Origin of the sequence: Streptomyces sp. NBC_01198, assembly GCF_036010485.1 — a bacterium.
GTDB lineage: Bacteria > Actinomycetota > Actinomycetes > Streptomycetales > Streptomycetaceae > Actinacidiphila.
Genome location: NZ_CP108568.1, coordinates 4,140,100 through 4,161,080 on the forward strand (window position 1 = coordinate 4,140,100; position 20,981 = coordinate 4,161,080).

General features: G+C 73.0%; 19 protein-coding genes and 1 tRNA gene. 6 read left to right on the forward strand and 14 right to left on the reverse strand.

Features of this window, described 5'->3' with window-relative positions:
* Positions 1-7: 7 nt before the first annotated feature.
* The 6 genes from efeB to OG702_RS18580 form a co-directional block, all read right to left on the reverse strand.
* Entirely contained in the window at positions 8-1,402 is a 1,395-nt protein-coding gene (gene efeB / locus OG702_RS18555; RefSeq protein WP_327290007.1) for an iron uptake transporter deferrochelatase/peroxidase subunit, read from the reverse strand.
* Between the two features lie 10 nt (positions 1,403-1,412).
* Positions 1,413-3,413, reverse strand: a complete 2,001-nt coding sequence (locus OG702_RS18560; RefSeq protein WP_327290008.1) for a copper resistance CopC/CopD family protein — start codon at positions 3,411-3,413, stop codon at positions 1,413-1,415.
* A gap of 217 nt (positions 3,414-3,630) precedes the next feature.
* Positions 3,631-4,119 (reverse strand): copper chaperone PCu(A)C, encoded by a 489-nt coding sequence (locus OG702_RS18565; protein WP_327290009.1) that lies wholly within the window; start codon positions 4,117-4,119, stop codon positions 3,631-3,633.
* Positions 4,116-4,784 (reverse strand): SCO family protein, encoded by a 669-nt coding sequence (locus OG702_RS18570; RefSeq protein ID WP_327290010.1) that lies wholly within the window; start codon positions 4,782-4,784, stop codon positions 4,116-4,118. Before OG702_RS18570 ends, OG702_RS18565 begins: the two co-directional genes overlap by 4 nt.
* An 87-nt stretch (positions 4,785-4,871) precedes the next feature.
* Positions 4,872-5,651 carry a YcnI family copper-binding membrane protein gene (locus tag OG702_RS18575; RefSeq protein ID WP_327290011.1) on the reverse strand — a complete coding sequence of 260 codons (780 nt, stop codon included), beginning with the start codon at positions 5,649-5,651 and terminating at the stop codon, positions 4,872-4,874.
* A gap of 241 nt (positions 5,652-5,892) precedes the next feature.
* Entirely contained in the window at positions 5,893-6,714 is an 822-nt protein-coding gene (locus tag OG702_RS18580) for a hypothetical protein (protein ID WP_327290012.1), read from the reverse strand.
* A 194-nt stretch (positions 6,715-6,908) separates the two neighbouring features.
* Here OG702_RS18580 and OG702_RS18585 point away from each other — a divergent pair, with 194 nt between their 5' ends.
* Entirely contained in the window at positions 6,909-7,400 is a 492-nt protein-coding gene (locus OG702_RS18585; protein ID WP_327290013.1) for an ATP-binding protein, read from the forward strand.
* Between the two features lie 82 nt (positions 7,401-7,482).
* On the opposite strand, the gene OG702_RS18590 is transcribed toward OG702_RS18585, so the two are convergent.
* Both OG702_RS18590 and OG702_RS18595 read right to left on the reverse strand, forming a co-directional pair.
* Complete coding sequence (locus tag OG702_RS18590; protein ID WP_442814720.1) at positions 7,483-8,895, reverse strand: aminopeptidase P family protein; 1,413 nt, start codon at positions 8,893-8,895, stop codon at positions 7,483-7,485.
* A gap of 148 nt (positions 8,896-9,043) precedes the next feature.
* On the reverse strand, positions 9,044-10,702 hold the full coding sequence (locus tag OG702_RS18595) for a PP2C family protein-serine/threonine phosphatase (protein WP_327290014.1): 1,659 nt from the start codon (positions 10,700-10,702) through the stop codon (positions 9,044-9,046).
* Between the two features lie 577 nt (positions 10,703-11,279).
* On the opposite strand from OG702_RS18595, the gene OG702_RS18600 reads away from it, so the two are divergent.
* Positions 11,280-11,972 (forward strand): bifunctional DNA primase/polymerase, encoded by a 693-nt coding sequence (locus OG702_RS18600; RefSeq protein WP_327290015.1) that lies wholly within the window; start codon positions 11,280-11,282, stop codon positions 11,970-11,972.
* A gap of 350 nt (positions 11,973-12,322) precedes the next feature.
* The gene (locus OG702_RS18605) at positions 12,323-12,526 is read left to right on the forward strand and encodes a hypothetical protein (RefSeq protein WP_327290016.1); all 204 of its coding nucleotides are present in this window, start codon (positions 12,323-12,325) and stop codon (positions 12,524-12,526) included.
* Between the two features lie 319 nt (positions 12,527-12,845).
* Here the strand turns inward: OG702_RS18605 and OG702_RS18610 are convergent, their stop codons facing one another.
* The 3 genes from OG702_RS18610 to OG702_RS18620 all read right to left on the reverse strand — a co-directional run bounded on the left by OG702_RS18610 (position 12,846) and on the right by OG702_RS18620 (position 15,876).
* Positions 12,846-13,829, reverse strand: coding sequence for a DUF5926 family protein (locus tag OG702_RS18610; protein WP_327290017.1), 984 nt, complete (start codon positions 13,827-13,829; stop codon positions 12,846-12,848).
* A 292-nt stretch (positions 13,830-14,121) separates the two neighbouring features.
* Entirely contained in the window at positions 14,122-14,844 is a 723-nt protein-coding gene (locus tag OG702_RS18615) for an ATP-binding protein (protein WP_327293281.1), read from the reverse strand.
* A 177-nt stretch (positions 14,845-15,021) separates the two neighbouring features.
* Positions 15,022-15,876 (reverse strand): glycerophosphodiester phosphodiesterase, encoded by an 855-nt coding sequence (locus OG702_RS18620; protein WP_327290018.1) that lies wholly within the window; start codon positions 15,874-15,876, stop codon positions 15,022-15,024.
* 154 nt (positions 15,877-16,030) lie between these two features.
* Between OG702_RS18620 and OG702_RS18625 the strand changes: the two genes are divergently transcribed.
* Together OG702_RS18625 and OG702_RS18630 are read left to right on the forward strand one after the other, a co-directional pair.
* Entirely contained in the window at positions 16,031-17,773 is a 1,743-nt protein-coding gene (locus tag OG702_RS18625; protein WP_327290019.1) for a S1C family serine protease, read from the forward strand.
* Positions 17,774-17,824: 51 nt separating this feature from the next.
* Positions 17,825-17,911, forward strand: a tRNA-Ser gene (locus OG702_RS18630).
* A gap of 481 nt (positions 17,912-18,392) precedes the next feature.
* Here OG702_RS18630 and OG702_RS18635 read toward each other — a convergent pair.
* Together OG702_RS18635 and OG702_RS18640 are read right to left on the reverse strand one after the other, a co-directional pair.
* Positions 18,393-18,737, reverse strand: coding sequence for a cupin domain-containing protein (locus OG702_RS18635; RefSeq protein WP_327290020.1), 345 nt, complete (start codon positions 18,735-18,737; stop codon positions 18,393-18,395).
* Between the two features lie 251 nt (positions 18,738-18,988).
* Complete coding sequence (locus OG702_RS18640; protein WP_327290021.1) at positions 18,989-19,750, reverse strand: MBL fold metallo-hydrolase; 762 nt, start codon at positions 19,748-19,750, stop codon at positions 18,989-18,991.
* Positions 19,751-19,994: 244 nt separating this feature from the next.
* On the opposite strand from OG702_RS18640, the gene OG702_RS18645 reads away from it, so the two are divergent.
* On the forward strand, positions 19,995-20,294 hold the full coding sequence (locus tag OG702_RS18645) for a hypothetical protein (RefSeq protein ID WP_327290022.1): 300 nt from the start codon (positions 19,995-19,997) through the stop codon (positions 20,292-20,294).
* A 179-nt stretch (positions 20,295-20,473) separates the two neighbouring features.
* Here OG702_RS18645 and OG702_RS18650 read toward each other — a convergent pair whose 3' ends face one another.
* Entirely contained in the window at positions 20,474-20,980 is a 507-nt protein-coding gene (locus tag OG702_RS18650) for an RrF2 family transcriptional regulator (RefSeq protein WP_327290023.1), read from the reverse strand.
* Between the last annotated feature and the right edge of the window lies 1 nt (position 20,981).

Consider the following 20,981-nt stretch of genomic DNA (forward strand, 5'->3'; position numbering starts at 1 on the left):
TCGGGCGTCAGCCCTCCAGGAGGTGCTGCCCCACGTACTCGCCCCGACCCGGTCCGCCCGGCACCGCGAACAGGCCGCTCGACTCGTGGCGCAGGAAGCGCGACAGGCCGTCGCCGCCGTCGAGTTTGCGCTGCACGGGGACGAAGCCCTTCAGCGGGTCGGCCTGCCACGCCACGAAGAGCAGCCCGGCGTCCGGAGTGCCGTCCGTCCCGATGCCGTCGTGATAGGAGAACGCCCGCCGCAGCATGGCCGCGCCGCCGTTGGACGCGGCGGCGGCAACCCGGATGTGGGCGTCACCCGCGACGGCGAACGCCCCGTCGGCGTTGATCCTGCCCAGGTCGACCGGGGTGAACTCGGTGCCGCCCGACAGCGGCGCCCCGTCCGACTTGCGCCGCCCGATCACCTTCTCCTGGCGTGCCACGCTCAGGTGGTCCCAGTCGTCGAGCAGCATCCGGATCCGCCGCACCACCACGTAGGAGCCGCCCGCCATCCACCGCGGCGACCCCGCCGCCGGTACGAAGACGCGCCGTTCGAAGTCCGGGTCGGAAGGCTTGGGATTGTTCGTGCCGTCGATCTGCCCCATCAGATTGCGGCCGGTCATCGGGTGCGGGGTGGCCCCCGGGGTGCGGTTGAAGCCGTTCATCTGCCAGCGCACCGCCGCGGTGCCGCGGGCCGCCTTCTGCAGCGCCCGCAGCGCGTGGAAGGCGACCAGCGCGTCGTCCGCGCCGATCTGCACCCACAGGTCGCCGTTGCTGCGGGCGGCGTCCAGCCGGTCGCCCGCGAAGTCCGGCAGTGGCGCCAGCGCCTCGGGTAGGGCGGCGTCGAGACCGGTACGCCCGAAGAAGCTGCGGCCGAAACCGAAGGTGACGGTCAGCGAGGAGGGACCGGCGTCGTAGGCGACCTGGTCGTCGTACGCCGCCGGAGCCGACGGGCGGTCCGCCGCCGTCATCGTGCGCACCGCGTCCGACCAGCGCCGCATCAGCGCGGCGGCGGCCCGGCGGTCGGCGCCCCGCACAAGGTCGAAGGCCACCAGGTGGCCGCACGCCTGCCCGGGCTGCACGATGCCGGCCTGCCGGATCCCCTCGAAGGGGATGTGCGCCGAGCCGACCGTGGCCAGCGCGGTCGGCTCGGTGTCCACCGCCACCGCCACGCCCGCGCCGGCCGCGCCGCCGGCGACCAGCCCGGCCGCACCGGCCGCGCCCGCGGTGCCGAGCAGGCGCCTCCGGCTGATCGGCGCGGACCGCCGCTGCGTCAAGGCGTCGCCCTGTACCGCGGTTTCGTCCTGTACCGCGGCCTCGTCATCCGCCTTGGCGGCGCCGGAGTCCATTGCCGCGGCCTCCGTTCCCGGGGCGCGCGTCGCGGCGTCACCGCGGCGCGCCCCGGTCCTTGCTGTCTTGCTCATGCCCGCTCGCTCACGACGCGACCTGCACGTTCCTTGTCACCGTCACCTCGTCGATGTCGGAGGTGCGGACGGTCAGCGTGACCTGCCAGCTGCCGGCCAGCGGCAGCCGCACGTTCGACGCGATCCAGTGGCCGGCCCCGAAGGAGGTCACCTTGGCCGAGAGCGGGCCGAGATTCTGCGCGGGCAGGGTGAAGGCCAGCCGCACCTCCGGTGCCGTCACCGGCAGACCGGCCGCGTCGCTCAGCTCCAGGTGGACCACGGCGTCGGCGCCTGCCTTGGCGGGCGACAGCTCCAGATCCGCGGTGCCCTTGCCGTGGGGGCCGCCGGTGTCGAACGGGATGCGCAGGTCGACGTCCTGCGGCACGCGGGTCACCGGGGCGGTCACGCCGGGGCCGGCGGGCGCGGGTGCCAGCGCCTTCTGCTCCTCCGCGGCGCGGCCCGGCTGGCTGCCGGTCAGCATCGTGGTGACGGTCAGCAGGACCACGGCGATCCCGACCTCGGCCAGCACCGAGCGGCGCAGCGCGACCCTGGCGGGGTCGGCGTCGCGGGCCTTCTTCTCCCGGGCGGCCGTGCGGGCGTCCTGCTGCCTGCGCAGCTGCGCCGTACGCCGCGGATCCCCCGCCGCCCGGTCCTTGCCCGCGTCCGTACCGCTCGCGGAACCCGCGTCCGGCTCCGGGCCCCCGGCGTCGGGGTCGCCTGCCTTGTCCTTGACCTGCTCCCGGGCGCCGGTCGCCTCGGCGGCCTCCGACCCGCCGGCGGCCGCCTTCACGGTCTGCCGGGCCGTCTGCCGGCCGACCTTCCCGGCCGTCGCCGTCGCCATGGCCGCGGGCTCGCCGATCGAACGCGTCCAGCGGCGCGAGAACCAGGCGACGCACACCAGCGCGCCGACCAGCCCGATCTTGATCAGCAGCAGCCGCCCGTACGAGGTGTCGGTGAAGGCGCGCCAGGTGCCGATCTGCCGCCACGCCTGGTAGGTGCCGGTGCACACCAGCGCGGTGACCGCGGTCAGCGCGATGGTGGAGAAGCGGCGTACCGCGGCGCGTTCGACCGTACCTGCGGTGGAGGGCGCGCTGAGCGCCGTCAGCAGGGTGATCAGTCCGCCGAGCCAGACCGCCATGGACAGCAGATGGACCACGTCGACCGGCATCGCCACCTTGCGCTGGATTCCGACCGAGGCGTGCTCGGCCATCGCCCAGGTGGCGGCGATGCCGACGGCGACGACGCTGCCGCCGATGCCCAGGCCCCAGGCCAGGTCGGCGCGTTCCTCCGGGTCCTCCCGTTTGGCGTAGCTCCCGAAGAGCACGGCGAGGAAGACCGCGGCGGCGGCGAGCAGCAGCAGCCGGGAGATCAGCGCGGCGCCGGGCCTGGTCTCCAACTGGGCGCGGATGATGCCCAGGTCGAAGGCGTCGCCCAGCCCGCTGCCGTTGACGTAGGGGCCGCGCAGCATGATCAGCGCGATGGTGGCCGCGACCAGGGTGGCCCAGCCGCCGGCGACGAGCCGCTGCAGCGGGCGCAGGAGCGCGCCGCGGGGCCAGCACACGGACAGGAAGACGCAGCCGCCGACCAGCAGCGCGAAGCCGCCGTAGGCGAAGTAGCGGGCGACGCCGTAGAGGGTGCCCGCGGCGCCGCCGCCGAGTGCGGCCTGGTCCGACAGGTCGACGATGGTCTTCGAGGCCGCGCCCACCGAGAAGGTGAACGCGCCCGCGACCGGATGGCTGTCCTGCGAGACGGCCTTCCAGGCGACGGTGTACGTGCCGTTGCCGAGCCCGCTGCGCAGCGCGACCGTGGCGGTGGACCCGGAGCCCTTGCCCGCGGCATGGCCGGGCGCGCCCGTGGCCACGTTCGCCCCGGCCGGGTCGAGCACCCGCAGCGAGTCGGCGGACAGCAGCACACCCTCGGAGAAGGTGAGCACCACCTGCTGCGGCGCGGTCTGCACCACGGAGCCGTCCGCCGGGACGGTACGGATCAGCGCGGCGTGCGCGGACACGGGCGCGGCCGTGGCCAGCAGCACCGCGAAGAGCGCGCAGCACGCGGCGACGAGGGCCGCCAGCCTGCGGCCAGGGCCACGTCCTGTACGCCGGACAGGACCGCCGCCCGTACGCCCGACAGGACCGCCCCCCGCGCCGCGTACAGCACCGCGTGATGCGCCGCCCCGCACCGAAGGCGCGGATACGGCCGCGGACGCCGGCTCGCTCACCGGCACGTACAACCGTCTGTTCATCCTTTGCTCAGCCCCTCGGGTGATACGTGGTCGGCCGCACGGGCACGGTGACCGTGACCGTCGCGGGCGTGGCGTGGGTGAAGTGGAGCCGTAGGGTGATCCGCTCGCCCACCGAGGGCATGTGGGTGAGAGTTTCCAGCATCAGGTGGTCGCCGCCGGTGCCGAGGGTGAGCCGGCCGCCGGCCGGCACGGTCAGCGCGGTCACCTGGCGCATGGTGGTGCCGGTCGTGGTGTGCAGCGTGACGTGCGCGGCGAGCGAGGTGCTCACCGACGTCAATTGTGCGTCCGTGCCTCCGCTGTTGGACACCGTCACATAGGCGGCGGCTTCGTCGGTCAGCAAAGGCCGCGGTATGTATCCCTCGCTCACCGTCAGCCTGGCCGGGCTCCCGCTGCCGGGACCCGAGCCGTGCCCGGCCAGACCGGCCGCGGCGCCGCTCGCCGCGGCCACCGCCACGACCCCGCCCAGCGCGCCCAGCAGCGCGCGCCGCCTTCTCACGGCGCCTCACTCCTGATGATCTTGGGCAGGTCGTGCGCGAACTGCTCGGCCGTGGTCCCGGACATGTAGAGCACGTGCCCCTTGTTGTCCTTGGGCCAGAACGCCAGCACCTCGGCGCCATGGGTGACGGAGATGCTGCCGTCGCTCTCCTTGACCGGTGCCTCGATGCCGACGCCCACCGAACGCGCCGCGCTCTGGATGGCGGTGAAGTCACCGGTCAGGCCGATGAAGCTCTTGTCCATCGCGCCGAGCCACTCGGTCAGCCGGGCGGGGGTGTCGCGTTGCGGGTCGGAGCTGACGAAGACGACCCGCAGCTTGTCCTGGTCGGCCCTGGGCAGCTTGGCTTTGGCCAGCGCCAGGTCGCTCATGGTGGTCGGGCAGACGTCCGGGCAGTGGGTGTAGCCGAAGAAGAGCAGGGTGGGGTGGCCGGCGGTCTGCTTGACGAGGTCGAACGGCTTGCCGTGGTTGTCGGTGAGCTGCAACTGCGGCTTGGTGAAGGGCGTGTCGAGCAGCGTGCCCGGCTGGTCGCTGCCGCCCTGCACCTGCGCCAGGGAGCCGGCGCCGGAGGAGGCGTCGGAGCTGCCGGAGGAGCCCCCGCAGCCGGTGAGCAGGAGAGCGCAGGCGGCAGCCAGTGCGACGGCGCCGGTCTTGACGGTGGTACGCATGAAGGTGGTCCTCAGAAGTGCGATGACGATGGGGCCGGGCGGCCGCGGGCCTGCGGACCCGCGGCCGCCCGGCGGAGAGCCGGTGCCTCAGGCGGCGCTGCCGCCGCCGGGGCCGTCCTGCGAGGCGGTGCGGCGGCGCCCGGCGAAGACCCCGAAGCCGACGCCTGCCGCGCCGATGACGATGCCCACGACGCCCAGGGCGCGCGCGGTGCCGTCGCTGTCGCTGCCGCCGGAGGAGGCCTGCGTGGTGCCCTTGCTGTCCGAGGCGGGGGCGGGAGCGGGCGTGCCCGTGGCGGTGGCGGTGGCCGCGCCCTCGTCGGCCGGTGCGGTCAGCGTCAGGGTCGGCGCGGGATTCTGCGGCTCCGCCTGGCCCGCCTGCGGGATCTCGATCCAGCGCACGACTTCGCCGTTGCTGTAGGTCTGCAGTGTCTTGAACGACAGGGCGGCGGCGTCCGAGGGCAGCGGCCCGAAGGACACCGGGAACTGCTGGAACTGCCCGGGCGCGATCTTCCCGCCGCTCCAGGTGATCTTCGTGACGGCCTGGTCGACGGTGCCGTCGTCGGTCTTGATCGGGGTGGCCAGCTTCGACGTCGTCACCTGCCCGGTCCAGCCCGGGACCGGCTGCAGCGACACCGACGCGATCGGGTGATCGGTCGGCAGGTTGACCTCGATCTTGATGGTGGACGCGCCGTCCCGCTCGTTGGGCACCTTGAAGGCGATCGTGCTGTAGCTGCCCTTGGTCGCGGTGTTCGGCTGCACGGTGACGTGGGCGAAGGCCGGGACCGCGGCCAGCAGGACGGTGGCACCGGCGAGCGCGGTGACGGCGGCGGCGCGGCCGCGCAGGCGTGACATGCGGGAAGTGCTCATGGCAGGGGTTCTCCACGGTGAGAGGTGCGGACGGTGGCATGGTGCGGGCCGCGCCGCCTGCGCAAGGGTGCGGTCGCGGCACACGCGTACGTATGCGGTGATCGCCGTCCGCAGCGATGTGCGACGGGATTCCGTACGGGTACGGGTGTGCCACAGGTGCACTCGTGTGCCGGCCGCGGCCGGGGCGGACCCGTGCGCCGTCGCCGACTCGCCCTTGGTGCACGGGGGAGCGGACGCCGCGTCAGGCCGCCAGGGACACCGGTGGGCCGCGCCTGGCCACGGAGTGCCGCAGCAGCACCGTGCGGTAGCCGGCGCCGCGGATCTCACTCGTACGGCGCAGCGTGTGCTGCCGGGCAGCGGGCACCCCGGCGGCGAGCGCGGACAGCAGCGCATGGGCGCGGCGCAGCACCGCGGGGCTCAGCACGGCCAGCCCCGCGGCGCCGCGCACCGACAGCCTGACCAGCCGCCACAGCGCGGCCTCGCCGCGCCGCAGCAGCCAGCCCGCGACCACGGCGGCCAGCAGGTGGCCGAGCAGCATCGGCAGCGAGCACATCGGAAGGGCCGTCATCACCAGGTGACTGCCACCGGGACGCGACGCCATACCGGGCATGTCCGGCATACCGTGCGCGCCGTTCGGATCGATGCCCGCGTTCAGCACGATCTGCCGGGCCGACTGCGGGCTGAGCCGCAGCCCCCGGTCGTCGCACACCAGCCGGGCGGCAAGCGACAACAGTCCGCCGTCGCTGTCACTCGAAGGAGTGAGTGACTGTGTGGCGCACATCTGGCCCGCGCCGAAGACCGTGTGCAGGGCGAGCTGCCCGGCGGCGAGGAGCGCCGCGATGCCCGGCAGCGTCCGCTCCCGGCCCGCCAGCGGGGCCACGACCGCGAAGACCGTCAGCCACCCCAGCACCAGTGACCAGGCCGGCACCGGGGCGCCGGAGGCCAGCGTGTGCCCGGCTGCGGCCAGCGCGACGCAGACCGCGGTGAACACCGCGGCCCGGAGCAGTCGCATGCCGGCGCCTGCGCGCGCGGCGGTGGCGGGGGAGGCCATGACGGCGGTCATCCTCTCACCGCACGCACCCGGCGCGGAACAGGGGGGTGCCCGGCTCGCGGTGGTGTGTCCGGCTGATTCCCTACACCCGTACGCCGGGCGCACGCATCCGCCGAATGAGCGGGATCACGTCAACCCCACGCTTACGGAGTGCTCTTCGCGGCAATACGTAACCGTATGTCGAGCCGCAGCCAGGAGGCTGGAGCATGAGCATCTGGTGGTCCCTCCATTTGCGGCGCGAGGCTGCGAGCGTGCCGCTCGCCCGGAGACTTCTGCTGGGGACCATGGAGACCGCCGGGGTCGACCCCGACATCTCCTTCGACCTCTCGGTGGCATTGTCCGAGGCGTGCGCCAACGCCGTGGAACACGCCGGATCGGCGACCGGCTACTGCGTCACCGCCCTGATCGACGGTGACTGCTGCCGGATCGAGGTCGCCGACTCCGGGCCGGGTTCAACCCGCGACCGCACGTCCGAGTTCGACCGCACGCCCGAACTCGACCGCAAACCCGACTGGGTCCTGCACCCGGCCCGGCCGCTGACCCACCGGGGCCAGTACGCCGAGCACGGGCGGGGACTGTTCCTGATCGAAGCGCTGGTGGACCATGTGCGCTTCCACGACCGGCCAGGGCACGGCACGGTCGTGTCCTTCGACAAGGTGCTGAAGTGGCGTGACGACGCGCTGCTGAAGGCGTCCTGACGCCTTGGAGCACAGCCGGGCGCCCTGATGCCCGGCCGTACGACCGGGCGCCCTGACGCCTGCTGTCACGACCGGGCGCGGCCTACCCCCGCAGCTCCGCCATCCACGACTCGACCTCGTCCGCGCCGCGCGGGAGGGCCGCCGACAGGTTCCGGTTGCCGCTGGGCGTCACCAGGATGTCGTCCTCGATCCGCACCCCGATGCCGCGGTACTGCTCCGGCACCGTGAGATCGTCGGGCTGGAAGTACAGGCCGGGCTCGACGGTGAGCACCATGCCGGGCTCCAGGGTGCAGTCCACATACGCCTCGGTCCGCGCGTGCGCGCAGTCGTGCACGTCGAGGCCGAGCATGTGACCGGTGCCGTGCAGCGTCCAGCGCCGCTGCAGGCCCAGTTCGAGCACCCGCTGGACGGGCCCTTCGAGCAGGCCCCACTCGACCAGCCGTTCGGCCAGCACACGCTGCGCGGCCTCGTGGAAGTCGCGGTAGGCGGCTCCCGGCTTGACCACGTCGATGCCCGCCTGCTGAGCGTCGTGGACGGCGTCGTAGATCTGCCGCTGGATCGGCGTGAAGCGCCCGCTGACCGGCAGCGTACGGGTGACGTCCGCGGTGTAGAGGGTGCGGGTCTCCACGCCGGCGTCGAGCAGCAGCAGGTCGCCGGACTTCACCTGGCCGTCGTTGCGCACCCAGTGCAGGGTGGTGGCGTGTGGCCCCGACGCGCAGATCGAGCCGTAACCGACGTCGTTGCCCTCGACCCGGGCACGCAGGAAGAACGTGCCCTCGATGTAGCGCTCGGAGGTGGCCTCCGCCTTGTCCAGCACCTTGACGACGTCCTCGAAGCCACGCGCGGTCGAGGTGCAGGCCGCTTCGAGCTCGGCGATCTCGAAGTCGTCCTTGACCGCGCGCAGCTCGGACAGGAAGACGGTCAGCTCCGCGTCCCGCTCGGCCGTCACCTTGTCGGTGAGCGCCGCCTCGATCCCCGCGTCGTGGCCGCGGACCACCCGCACAGGACCGGTGGCCCCGCGCAGATCCGCGGCGGCCTTGCGCACGTCGCGGCACGGCAGGCCGAGCAGCTGCTCGGCCTCGGCCAGGCTGTGCCTGCGGCCGACCCACAGCTCGCCCTGGCCGTCCAGCCAGAACTCGCCGTTCTCCCGGTCCGAGCGCGGCAGGAGATACGCCGTCGCCTCGTGGCCGCCGTCCGCCAGCGGCTCGAGCACCAGGACCGCGTCCTGCGTCTGGTCACCGGTGAGGTGGACGTATTCGGTGGCGGCCCGGAACGGATACTCCGTGTCGTTGGAACGGGTCCGCAGTTTGCCCGCGGGCACGACGATCCGCTCGCCGGGGAAGCGCGCCGAGACCGCGGCCCGGCGGGCCGCGGTGTGGCCGGCCTGCGCGATGGGCGCCAGGCCGTGCAGCTCGGTGTCCGCCCAGCCCGTCTTCATGGCGGCGGCCAGCTCGTCGGACACCGCCGGGTAGAGGCCGTTCTTGCGCTGCTTGATCGGCTTGTCCTGGGTGGCGCCCTGCGCGTCCCGCGCCGTACTGCCCTGCGCCTGCCCGTCCCCGGTCACGCCCTGCTGCTGGTCGGCCTCCGCCACTTCCCTGCCTCCTCCTGATGGCCCCGTCCGCCCATCGTAGGCGGGAGGGGTGTCAGTCGAAACGGGCCACCAGCAGCACCAGGTCCTCCTCGCCTCCGGTGGTGTCCAGGCCGTCGGGCAGCACCGTGTGCACCAGGTGGTCGGCCAGCAGCCCCGGCTCCTCGCGTACGGGCCCCGGCGCCCTCTGCGCGGCCGCGTGCATCAGCGCGAAGGCCCGGTCGGCCGACTCGCCGGTACGGTGCAGCAGCCCGTCGGTGAAGAGCACCAGGCTCTCGCCCGACCGCACGTGCAGCTCGACGCTGGGCGCCTCCCAGCAACTGAGCATGTTCAGCGGCGCGGACAGCGACGTCTCGACGAATTCGCAGCGGTGGTCGCCGACCAGCAGCGGCGGGCAGTGCCCCGCGCCCGCCAGCGTCACCTTGCGTCCGCCGGCTGGCAGCGGCGCGCCGGCATGGCCGAACAGCGCGGTCGCGGAGCGGGCCGGCTCGGTCAGCCTGAGCAGCAGTTCGAGATCGGACAGCACCGCGACCGGATCCTCGCCCTCTATCACCGCGTACGCCCGCAGCGATGCCCGCAGCCGGCCCATCGCGGCGACCGCTCCCGGCCCCGCACCGGTCACGCCGCCCACGGCCAGGCCGAGCGCGCCCTCCGGCAGCGGCAACGCGTCGTACCAGTCGCCGCCGCCGCGTGGCCCGGTGCGGTGGCGTACGGCCATCCGCACGCCGGGGACGCGCGGCAGCCGGGCGGGCAGCGTCTCCGCGGCCAGCTCGGCGCTCGCCCGGCGCACCCGGGCCAGCTCCAGGCCGCGGGCGATGTGCTCGCTGGCGAAGCGGAGGTAGAGGCCGGTCAGCCGGCGCTGCCGGTCGCCGGCCTCGGCGGCTTCGTCGTAGAACCAGACGACGCTGCCGAGCCGGCTCAGACCCGCGCCGGCCGTCCCCGCGCCCGTGGCGGAGGAACCGCCGCCGGTCGTGGAGGAGTCGGCGAATCCTGTGGAGAGATCGTCCAGGCCTGTGGAGAGATCGTTCAGGTCGGCGGAACGGCCGTTCAGGTCCGCGCCGGGGTCGCCGGTGGTTGCGGAGGCAGCCGCGCCGCTTGTGGAGGCGCTGCTCGTACGGGGTGGGAATCCGGTGCCGTTCACGATGAGCGCCAGGCCGTAGGCGGCGCCGAGACCCAGGTGCGCGGCGACGTCGCGCTGCCGGGCGTCCAGGTGCGGGCCGTGCCGCAGGTCGGCGTGCACGGCCTCGTGCGCGTCCACCGGGCCGCGGCCGAATTCCGTCGTTTCCAGCGCCCCCAGGTCGGCGTGTCCGAGGCCGAAACCCACGGTGGTGTCGGGGCCGAGGCCGTCGGCGGGCGCGAGCGCGATCAGGCCGCGCCGGGCGCCGACCAGCGAGGCTCCGGCCTGCACGACCTCACGCAGGGTGTCGTCCAGCAGCCTCGTACGGGCGAGCCGTTCGGTGAGTTCGTGCAGCAGGGACAGGTCGCAGACCCAGGACGCGAGCCGGTCCTGTATGGCGGTCGCGTGTTCGGGTGAGTCGCGCCCCGGCCGCGCGGGGGCCGATTCGGCCGCCGGTACGGGCGGGGCAGCAGGGACGGCCGGGGAGGGAGTGGCCGCTACGGAGGATGTGGTGGCGACAGGCGCAGGGGGAGTATGCGCCGCAGCGGGCCTGAGTGGCTCGCTTCCGGCCACTTTTCTGACACGGGCCGGGTTCATGGCCGGGAACTTCCGGCCGGTGGCCAGCAGGTGGGGCAATCAGCGCTTTTCGTTCGCAGTGTGCGGAGCACCTGCATGATTAGCATCGCAAACCCCCATGTGTGCTGCGCCGCTATCAAGGAACCCACTTCTACACGCCTCATCGTGGGCATGTCCAGGATTGTCCTGGTACAAGGAGTGGTGTCGGACCGCTTGCGGTCGGTGCCCTCCACGCAATACGTTGGCCGAAAACAGCCACCCCCGTCCTATGCGCGCTGTCGACTGATCCCAGCCAACAGCGCGTCATATTGCGGGCGATGGGTAGGAACCCGAAGTCTGGCTCAAGCGTCATATGTACGTAATCAGTTGACGGCCGACCCAACCCCGGGTGGCGGGGGGTGCTGGGCCCGACGTGCACCACGATCAGTGGGTCACGATCAGGGCACCACGAACGGACAAGCGCCATATGCGCGCTACCCTCCGTCACGTTCCACGCTCGGCTGGCGGCGTGATGCGCTGCCTCGTAAGCGGTGTGCTCGACAAGTTACGTTCTGTAATGGGCAGATCCCTGGGCGTTAACGGAAAGGAACGAGCGCTGATGCGCGAGATCCTCGGAAGGCGACGCAAGCTCTCACTACAGCGAAAGGAGCGGACCGCGTTGCTCAACGCGGCGCTCACCTACGCAGAGCAGTGGCAATGGCGAGTCGTACCTGGCGTCGGGTTCGACCACCGCAGCGGGTGGCGGACGGCCGGCGCGCCGCCCTGCGCCTGCGCGCGCCCCAACTGCCCGGTGCCCGGGGCTCACCCGCTCGACCCCGGACTGCTGGCCGCGACCCGCGACCCGCGGATGGTGCGCTCCTGGTGGACCCGCAGGCCCGACGCGCCGGTGGTGCTGGCCACCGGTGACCGGGTGTCCGCGGCGAGCCTGCCCGCGGTCGCCGGCGCGCGGGCGGTGGAGGCGATGGAGCGGCTCGGCGTCCGGCTCGGCCCCGTTGTCGCCACCCCCACCCGCTATCTCCTGCTGGTCGCGCCCTATTCGCTCGCCGACCTGGGCGAACTGCTCGACAGCCACGACTGGGTCCCCACGTCCTTGCGCTATCACGGGGACGGCGGCTACGTGGGCCTGCCCCCGTCGAGCGGCGGCGCCGGCCAGTCGCGCTGGGTGCGCCCGCCGCTGCCGGACGGGCGGACCGGTGGCCCCGCGCCCTATCTGCCGCCCATCGCCACCCTGGTGGACGCGCTGGTCCGGGCGGGGCGTACGGCGCCGGACGGCGATCGGCTGACTTTCTGACCGGCCCGGTGAAGGCCTGAGCTACGGCAGGGTCGTACGACGTGGACATTGCCACGTCGTACGACCCTGCCGCCCATTGCGGGCATCCGGGTGCCGACACCCCGCCTGCCCGCGTCCGGGCGCGTTTACGGGGTACGCACACGGGGCGGCGTACCGTCGTTGGACTGCTCGAACGGACGGGTGTGCTTCGCACACTCACTCGTTCGGGTAGCCGTCGTCCACGGGTGGCCCTCGGGGGCCGCCGTGACGGCGACGGGCCGACCGGACGTCATGGTCCTGAATCAGATGTCATGGTCCGGCCCGCTATGTTCGGTTCACGGCATTCCATCGAGCAGGGAGGGGAGCGGCACATGGCATCACACCAGCCGGCGCAGGAAACGGGTGACAGGTTGCGCCTGATCGCCGCCGCCAGTGTCGCGGCGCTCGCCGTGGTCCTTCCGCTGGCCGCGGCGACCGGAGGGCCGCACGACGACACTCATCGCGGCAACGCGGGCCACAGCGCCCCGCACCGCACGCCCGACGCCGGCCCGACGGGCTCGGCGGACGGTGACTGAAGCGGTGATCGGCGGCGGCTGAACGGTGACCGAACCGAGGGCTGGCGGCGGCTGCTCCAGCCGCGGTCGGGTCACCGAGCCGCGCCCGACGCCACGGCCGGTAGGTGCCCGGACAGGCGAAAACCCGGTCGCTGACGACGGGGGATGCATCAGCGACCGGGCTGAATAAACGGTAACAAGACTTCGTCCGAACGCAAATTCCCCGTGTGGGGCGTGAGCGCCGAATCGCCGCGAATCCAAGGGAGTTGTGACCGGAATCACTGACCGACCGCTCAGTCGGATTCCCCCGGCCGGGCGGGGCGGCCCGGCCCGGGTGGCCTCAGCTGAGGGTGATCTGCCGGTTCGTGAAGCCGCTCCTGGCCCGCCGCTCCTCCGCGGTCAGCGGCCCGGAACGGCCGAGCGTCTCGGCCAGCCGCTCGCCGAAGGCCGCCGCCGGCTTCTCGACCTCGTCCGCGCTCATCCCCACCGGCAGGTCCCAGACCGGCACCGTCAGCCCGTGCGCCCGGAAGGAGCCGACCAGTCGGGTCCCCTCGCCGAGCGAGGACGCACCCGCCGCGTGCAGCCGCGCCATCGCGTCGAGCAGCGCCTCCTCGGGGTGCGGCATGACCCAGCGCAGATGGTTCTTCTCCGGCGTCTCGCACCAGTAGGCCGCGTCGACGCCGGTCAGCCGCACGGTCGGGATGGCCGCCTGGTTGGCGCGCTCCAGCGACGCCGCCACCTCGCCGGACGCGGTCTCGGCGTCCTCCAGCCAGTATTCGAAGCCGCTGTGGACCTCGGGCACGAATGCCGCGTCCAGGTCGAGCAGGTCCTGCAGCCGAGGCCCGTCGGGCGCGGGCCTGCGGCCCTCCACCGGGTTGCCGGGCTCGGCGGTGAGCGCCCGGGCCAGGGTGTCGGCGAGGTCGCGGCTGATGTCGCCGGAGGCGGTGTCGCTCTGCAGGCCGAGCAGTACCGCGCCGGTGTCGCGGCGCAGCCCGGGCCACGCCATCGGCAGCACGGTGCCGAGGGTGACCGACGGCACGCCCTCGGGCAGCTGCTCCTTGAGGGTGAGCGGCACGGTCGCGGCCGGTACCAGCTCGCGCAGCGCCACCCAGTCGCACTCGCCCGGCAGGCCCTCGAAGGGGCGCCGGATCAGCTCGGTGACCGCGTGCGCGGCCTCGCGGCCGTGGCAGGCCTTGTAGCGGCGGCCCGAGCCGCACGGGCAGGGCTCACGCGCACCGACCACCGGCACGGCCGCTCCCTCCGCGGTCATGGCGGCCTGAGCGGCCCCCTTGCTCCTGGTGGCGGTCGCGCGCTTCTTGGCCATGGCTCGGTCTCTCCCGTTGCGGCGGTGTTCCGGCCGCGAGCCTAGCGCCCGGCGGGACGACCGCAGGACCACGACGGGCGCGGGGGTGCGGGCCGCACGGGCGTAGCGGCGTACGGGCAGCGCAGACGTACGGGCTTGCGGGCAGCACAGGCATACGGGCTCACGGCTGAGGATTGGCGCGCGGCCGGAGGGACGGACACCCGGGTCCGTGCTGACGCCGGCGTACATGGCCGCGCTCACGTGACGGCCGCCCGAAGCCGTCGTACATGGCGGCGGCTTCCAGGCGTAGGCCTCAGCTCAGGTCGTCCAGCGACTCGGCCAGGTCCAGCGGCAGGTCGAGCGGGATGCCGCGGGGCAGGCCGATGCCCGTACCGCCGGTGCCGAGGTCGTCGCGGCGGGCGTGCCGCCCGCGGACCGGCAGCAGCGCCCAGACGGTGACCTGGCCCTGCGCGTCGTCCCGTACGCCCCAGCGCAGCGCCAGGCTGTCCACGATCCCCAGGCCGCGGCCGCCGCGCGCGGTCAGCGACGGGCTGGACGGCCGCGGCCTGGTGGGGCCGCCGCCATCGGTGACCTCGACCTTGAGCAGGCCGTCGGTGCCGATGGACCAGCCGGCTCGTATGCCGCCGGCGTCCTGCCGCGCGCACTGCGCGGCCTGCGGCTGCCGTGTGCCGAGGTCCCCGGCGGTCGCCCCCGCCGTATCGGACAAGGCTTCGTACAGGGCGCCGGATTTCGCGCCCGAGGTGCCGGACACCGCGCCAGGGCTCGCGCCGGGGCCGCCGGAGCTCGCGCCGGACATCGGGCCCGGCAGTGCCTCGCCCGGATCGCCCAGCGGCCGGGCGTGCCGGCAGGAATTGCTGAGCAGTTCGGAGAGGATCAGCACCGCGTCGTCGATCACCGTCTCCGGCACGTCCTGCGCGTACAGATCCCCGCGCATTCGTCTGCGTGCCTCCGCGACGCCGGTGGGACCATGCGGCAGGGCCATGGTCGAGGACGTCGGCACCTCCTGTGCGACCATCAACGACACCCCCGTGACCTCCTTTTCACCCCACGCCACGGGAGAGATGCCCTCTGGGACTCGACCGGAAACAGGCCAACCGCGATCTCTTGACGCACTCCATATGCGCGCCGGTCACGCACGCGTCATATGCGCATGCTGGCGGCATGGGACACCTGATTACGCCCGGCGGCAATGTCAGAGGCGAGGACCGTACAGGCTGCTCAGCTGGGCCAGCACCTGGCGCGGCCGGTTGGTGATGATCGCGTCCACCCCGAGCCGGGCGCAGAGTTCCACGTCGCCCGGATCGTCCACCGTCCACACATGGACGCGGTTTCCGGCCCGATGCAATCGCGCCACGTACCCAGGATTCGCGCGAACGATGCGCATGCTCGGCCCCGCGATCCCCACCCCTGCGGGCAGCCGCCCGTCCCGGTGCCGCGGCGACACGTACTGCATCAGATACACGGTCGGCAGCGCCGGTGCCGCAAGCCGTACCCGGCGCAGCGAGCGGGACGAGAAGCTCATCACCCGCACCTGGGAGCCCGCACCGTCCGGCGCGGGCCGGTCCAGGCCGAAGCGGTGCAGCAGGTCGATCAGCCGCTCCTCCACCTGCCCCGCCCAGCGGGTCGGGTGCTTGGTCTCGATCGCCAGCTCGACCCTGCGGTCGGTGTCGGCGACCAGTTCAAGCAGCCGCCGCAGGGTGAGGACCCGGCTGCGTTCCGCCAGGTCATGGCGCTCCGGGGTCTCGGGGTCGGCGTACTTCCCCTTCCACGAGCCGAAGTCGAGCGCCGCGAGGTCGGCCAGTTCGAGCGAGGAGACGGCGCCGCGGCCGTTGGACGTACGGTTGACCCGCCAGTCGTGCACGCACACCAGCTCACCGTCCGCGGTCAGCCGGATATCGCACTCCAGGGCGTCGGCGCCGTCCTCGATGGCTTTCCGGTACGCGGCGAGCGTATGTTCTGGTACATCCTCGGAAGCACCCCGATGGGCGACGACCTGGACAGGTCGCCCGTCCGGGTACGTCTCCGGGATCGCGCGCGCATGTGTCACCGGTTCATGGTGCCACCGCCCGACGGTGGTCACGCGAACCAGCCCCGCGCACGCGCCTACGGACATGCACAGCTACCGCTTACGGCGGTCCGACACGCCGTGGGAAATGCTGTGTTCGGCCCACTACCCTGTCCTGACCCCGAGGAGAAACGCTGTGAGCACCGAGAACGAAGCCGGATCCGTCCCGGCTGCGGAGTCGGCAGCGAGCGCGCCTGACGGTGCCGCGCCCGACGGTGCCTCGGCCGCACAGGCCCCCGCTCCTCCGGCCGCCCCGCCGGCAGCGCCCGCCGCCGAGGCGGCCCGGACCGAGGTGCTTCCCGCTCAGGCACCGCCGCCGGTGGGCCCGCCGTCGCCGTACGGCCCGCCCCCGGCCGCACTGAGCCAGCAGCCCGCCTCCCCGCCGCAGCCCCCGGCCGCGACGCCGTACGGCCACAGCGGGTACGACGCGCAGAAGCCGCCGGCGTACGACGCCCCCGTGCCGCAGCAGCCCGTCCACGACGCCCCGCCCCCCGCCGCGCCCGTCGTGCCCGCCCAGGCGCAGGCCTACGCGCAGCCGCCGGCGTACGGCGCGGAGCAGCCCTCCCCGTACGGCTCCGACCAGCCCCCCTACGGCTCGGAGCAGCCGCAGCAGGGTCCCCAGGACCCGTACGCCGTGCCGGCCACTCCGGCGTATGCCAGCGGTCACTCGCCGCAGACCCAGCCCGGCCACGGCGGCGGCGGCCCCGAAGGCCCGGTGTGGGGCGCGCCCGTGCCCGTACCGCCGGAAGGCGGCCGCAAGCGCCGCGGCGTCGGCGGCCTGGTCGCCGCGGTCCTGGTGGCGGCCCTCATCGGGGGCGGCGTCGGGGGCGGCATCGGCTACTGGGCGGCCGAGCACAACGACAACAACAACAGCGGCACCTCCTCCACCACCGTCTCCGACTCCGGCAGCCAGAAGGCCCTCAACCGCCCGCCCACCTCGGTGGCGGGCATCGCCGGTAAGGCGCTCCCCCGCGTGGTCACCATCAAGGCCAGCGGCAGCCAGGAGAGCGGCACCGGCACCGGTTTCGTCTACGACACCGAAGGCCACATCCTCACCAACAACCACGTCGTCGCCCCCGCCGCCGACGGCGGCAAGCTCACGGTGACCTTCTCCAACGGCAAGACCTACGACGCCTCGGTCGTGGGCCGCGCCCAGGGCTACGACGTCGCGGTGGTCAAGCTGAAGGACGCCTCGGGCGTCAGCCTCAGCCCGCTGCCGCTGGGCAACTCCGACCAGGCCGCGGTCGGCGACGCCACCATCGCCATCGGCGCCCCCTTCGGCCTGTCCGGCACGGTGACCACCGGCATCGTCAGCGCCGTCCACCGCCCGGTCGCCTCCAGCGACGGCCAGGGATCGTCGGCGTCGTACATGAGCGCGATCCAGACCGACGCGTCCATCAACCCGGGCAACTCCGGCGGCCCGCTGCTCAACGCCAACGGCGCCGTGATCGGCATCAACTCCGCCATCCAGCCCGGCGGCACCGCCCAGCCCGGCACCCAGGGCGGCAGCGTCGGCCTCGGCTTCGCCATCCCCATCAACCAGGCCAAGCGCGTCGCCGACGAACTGATCAAGACCGGCCAGCCGGTCTACCCCGTCATGAAGATCAGCCTCGACCCGCAGTTCCAGGGCGACGGCGCCAAGATCGGCGCCTCCAGCGACTCCGTCGAGACAGGCGGCCCCGGCGCCCTGGCCGGCCTGAAGCCCGGCGACGTGATCACCGAGTTCGACCACACGATCATCGACAGCGACGAGACCCTGATCGGCGAGATCTGGCAGCACCAGCCCAAGGACAAGGCCACGATCGCCTACACCCGCAACGGCACCCCCCACACGACCATCGTCACCCTCGGCTCCCGCGTCGGCGACTCCCCCCAGTAAGCTGTCCCCCGCACGCCCAGGCCCCCCACCCGGGGCCCACGGGCGCAGCGAGGAGGCTTGCCCGAGCGGCCGAAGGGAACGGTCTTGAAAACCGTCGTGGCAGCGATGTCACCGTGGGTTCAAATCCCACAGCCTCCGCTCTAGCACCATGGAAACGGCCCCTGACCAGGGGAAGGCGGGTTCTAGCGATCCCCGCAACACCCTGTAGTTCAGGGTGTTGCGGGGATCGTGGATTTTGGGGACTTGAAGGCAAGGTTCTTCGAAGCGCTGGACCGGAAGAACGGCAGTATCTCGGGTGCGGCTCGCGTGGTCGGGGCGAACCCTCACACGGCGGCTGCGTGGGCGCGGAAGGCCGGGGTCCGTGGTCGCGGGAAGCCCGGTACGGAGGGGCATCCGGGGCGGGCGGAGTACGACCGGCTTCGTGCGTCCGGGGTCCGGCGTGGCTGGAGAGCGTCTTTGGGCTCATCGCGCGTACCCGAACCTTGTTGACGCCCGCGGGGACGCCCGGCTTCGGCGGTTCGGAACGCCTGGCCGTTCGCTGGGAATGGCGCCCCGCACTGGAGGCACTTCAAGAAGGGCGCGGCGGCGGGGATTTGCCGGGGGAGGTTGTTTTGGGACCTCACAGCAACCCGGGCTCCTGGTCGGCGGCCAGGGGGAAGTAGCCGAGGAAGGTCACGTTCTCGTCCAGCGCGTCGAAGTGCGCGATCGGGGCCCCGGCGGGTTCGTAGAACACGTCGCCGGGACGCAGGGTCACCTCGTCCTCGCCCTCGACCTGGAACAGCACCGAGCCCTCGACGATGCTGCCGAACACCGGGCCGTTGTGAACATGCCGCCCTGCCGGGTGCCCCGCCAGGATGTGGATGCGCCTCACCTCGACCCGATCAGTCGTCAGCGCCGTCGGGAACTGCTCGTCCAGAAGCACCTCGCGGGTCATCGGCTGCTCAGGGGTCGGGGTGCTCCCCATGATCGAATCCTCCTGCGTCTCGTGATCACATCGAGAACGAGTCTACGATCCGCGCCGACGGCTCCCGAGCCGCTCCAGCACCCGACTACCGCCCCCGGTAAGCATGTTCACCGGGCCCCGTGCTGCCGCCCAGGCGCAAAGGCCCGCGCCGCGCGGTCACCTGAGGGATCTCCGACCGGGGTACACGCCCTGCCGTTGCCGGCCGCTCCCTGTCTGCGGGAGGACAGTGGCGCGGGGGCACGGGGTGCGGGTCAGGCGAGGGGGAAAGTGGCGCCCGGGGCCGCGTAGTCGACGGGGCCGGCGAAGCGGGTGGCGGCGCGGGTGGCCGCCTGGTCGCGGGGGAGGGCGCGGCCGACGTGGGTCACGATCAAGCGGGACGCCTGGGCCGCGGTGGCGGTCTCGCCCGCCTCCTCGGGGGTGTGGTGGACCCGTTCGGGCGCCGGCTGCGCGCTCTCGGCCTCGCACAGCAGGACGTCGCAGCCCTCGGCCAGGCTCATCAGGTTCGGGCACGGCGCCGTGTCTCCCGAGTAGACCAGCGACGTCTCCGCCGTCTCGATGCGCAGGGCGAAGGCCGGCACGCCGTGGGCCACTGCCCTGCTCGTCAACGTGAGCGCGCCGACCTGCACTTGGTGGCCGTCGTGCAGTTCGTGGATCTCGAAGGCCGATTCGACCGGGCTGCGGGTCGAGGAGTTGGTGAGGAAGTGGGCCAGCCGGTCGGCGGTGCCCGGCGGTCCGAACAGCGGGATCGGCGCCGGGAGTTGTATGTCGGCGAAGAGGGCCGCGTAGTAGGCGGTCAGCAGGTCCGCGCTGTGGTCGGCGTGCAGGTGGGAGATCCAGATCGCGTCGACTTCGTCCAGCCGCACGTGCCGTTGCAACTCCGCCAGCGTGCCGGTGCCCGCATCCACCCACACGCTCGTGTCGCCGCTGGACACCAGGTAGCCCGAGCACGGGTCGTCCACGCCCGGATACGGCGCCGCGCATCCCAGAACGGTGAGAAGGAAGTCGCTGGTCATCCAGGGAGCTTAGGACGCGTGATCCACAGGTGTTGACGATGCCGTAGGGAGCAGGCGACGCCGCGCCCTCAATTCTGCTGACGCCGCCTACACATCGGGCCGCCAGGGCCCTGTCGCGGTACGTATGTGTGACGGATTGGGCTGGTTGCTCCGTTCGTAAGTCCGGCCGAGTGGGCATAGTGCCCGCGAGGGAGCAGATCCGAGTAAAACGGATGCTCCGGGACTACGGCCCAGGGGGGCGGTCATGTCGATCGGTATCGCGGCAACGAAGGCAAGCAGGGCCTTGGCGAAGGGGATGGCGGAGGCGTCCGTCGGTGCCGATTCGGGCGTCGAGCACGCGTGCATCGCGGTCGGTGTGGTGGTGGGGTTCGCCGGCAGCCTGCTCGGGGTGGCCAGCGCCACAGCCGCGGGCAGCGTCGCCGCGCCGGGTGCGGCGACGGTGGTCGGGGCCCACCTCGTCATCCCCGCCGCCGGCGCCGGGGGCGCCGTCGGGGCGAAGGTCGGCGCCAAGGTGGGGAAGATCCTCAAGAGCCTGGCCAAGTAAGCGCCCCGGGGTGCCCCGGCCCCGCCTCGTGGCGGGGCTGTCGCGCCACGACAGCCCCGCCACGAGGGCTGCGCGGGCATACCGCCGGCCCCAGGGTCAGGTGGATGACCGCCGGCCCCAGGGTCAGGTGGATGACCGCCGGCCCCAGGGGTCAGGTGGATGACCGCCCGCCCCGGCGGTCAGGCGGACGAATCCGCCGGAGCATGCTCCGCCGGGCCGGACAGCCAGGTCCGGATGCTCGCCATGGTGCCGGTCCCGTAGTCGTCATTGACGCTCGTCGCCAGGTCGGCGACGGATATCGCCTGCAGCGCTGCCCGCCAAGCCGCGTCCGCCGTGGCCATCGCGCGGGAGATGGCGCAGGGGCGCGTGCAGGCCTCGGGAGGCGCCGCCAGCGGGCCGCGCTGCCGGATCTCGGTGCAGACGAAGGCGGGCTGCGGGCCGTCGATGGCCGTGACGACGTCCAGGACGGTGATCTCGGCGGGAGGCCTGGTCAGGGCGTATCCGCCTGCCTTGCCCTGGACGGAGTGCACGAGGTCGGCGCGGGAGAGCACCTGAAGCTGCTTGGCCAGATAGCTGGCGGAGACGTCGTGCAGTTCCGCTAGGCGCGCCGCGGGGACCGGCTCCGTCGCCGAGGTCAGGACGACGCAGCAGTGCAGGGCCCACTCGACTCCACCGGACAACTTCATC

Coding starts and splice junctions, on each gene's coding strand:
- efeB (WP_327290007.1), bottom strand. CDS start 1,402: ATGAGCAAGACAGCAAGGACCGGGGCGCGCCGCGGTGACGCCGCGACG.
- OG702_RS18570 (WP_327290010.1), bottom strand. CDS start 4,784: ATGCGTACCACCGTCAAGACCGGCGCCGTCGCACTGGCTGCCGCCTGC.
- OG702_RS18575 (WP_327290011.1), bottom strand. CDS start 5,651: ATGAGCACTTCCCGCATGTCACGCCTGCGCGGCCGCGCCGCCGCCGTC.
- OG702_RS18580 (WP_327290012.1), bottom strand. CDS start 6,714: ATGACCGCCGTCATGGCCTCCCCCGCCACCGCCGCGCGCGCAGGCGCC.
- OG702_RS18585 (WP_327290013.1), top strand. CDS start 6,909: ATGAGCATCTGGTGGTCCCTCCATTTGCGGCGCGAGGCTGCGAGCGTG.
- OG702_RS18595 (WP_327290014.1), bottom strand. CDS start 10,702: ATGAACCCGGCCCGTGTCAGAAAAGTGGCCGGAAGCGAGCCACTCAGG.
- OG702_RS18600 (WP_327290015.1), top strand. CDS start 11,280: ATGCGCGAGATCCTCGGAAGGCGACGCAAGCTCTCACTACAGCGAAAG.
- OG702_RS18605 (WP_327290016.1), top strand. CDS start 12,323: ATGGCATCACACCAGCCGGCGCAGGAAACGGGTGACAGGTTGCGCCTG.
- OG702_RS18610 (WP_327290017.1), bottom strand. CDS start 13,829: ATGGCCAAGAAGCGCGCGACCGCCACCAGGAGCAAGGGGGCCGCTCAG.
- OG702_RS18615 (WP_327293281.1), bottom strand. CDS start 14,844: ATGGTCGCACAGGAGGTGCCGACGTCCTCGACCATGGCCCTGCCGCAT.
- OG702_RS18635 (WP_327290020.1), bottom strand. CDS start 18,737: ATGGGGAGCACCCCGACCCCTGAGCAGCCGATGACCCGCGAGGTGCTT.
- OG702_RS18640 (WP_327290021.1), bottom strand. CDS start 19,750: ATGACCAGCGACTTCCTTCTCACCGTTCTGGGATGCGCGGCGCCGTAT.
- OG702_RS18645 (WP_327290022.1), top strand. CDS start 19,995: ATGTCGATCGGTATCGCGGCAACGAAGGCAAGCAGGGCCTTGGCGAAG.
- OG702_RS18650 (WP_327290023.1), bottom strand. CDS start 20,980: ATGAAGTTGTCCGGTGGAGTCGAGTGGGCCCTGCACTGCTGCGTCGTC.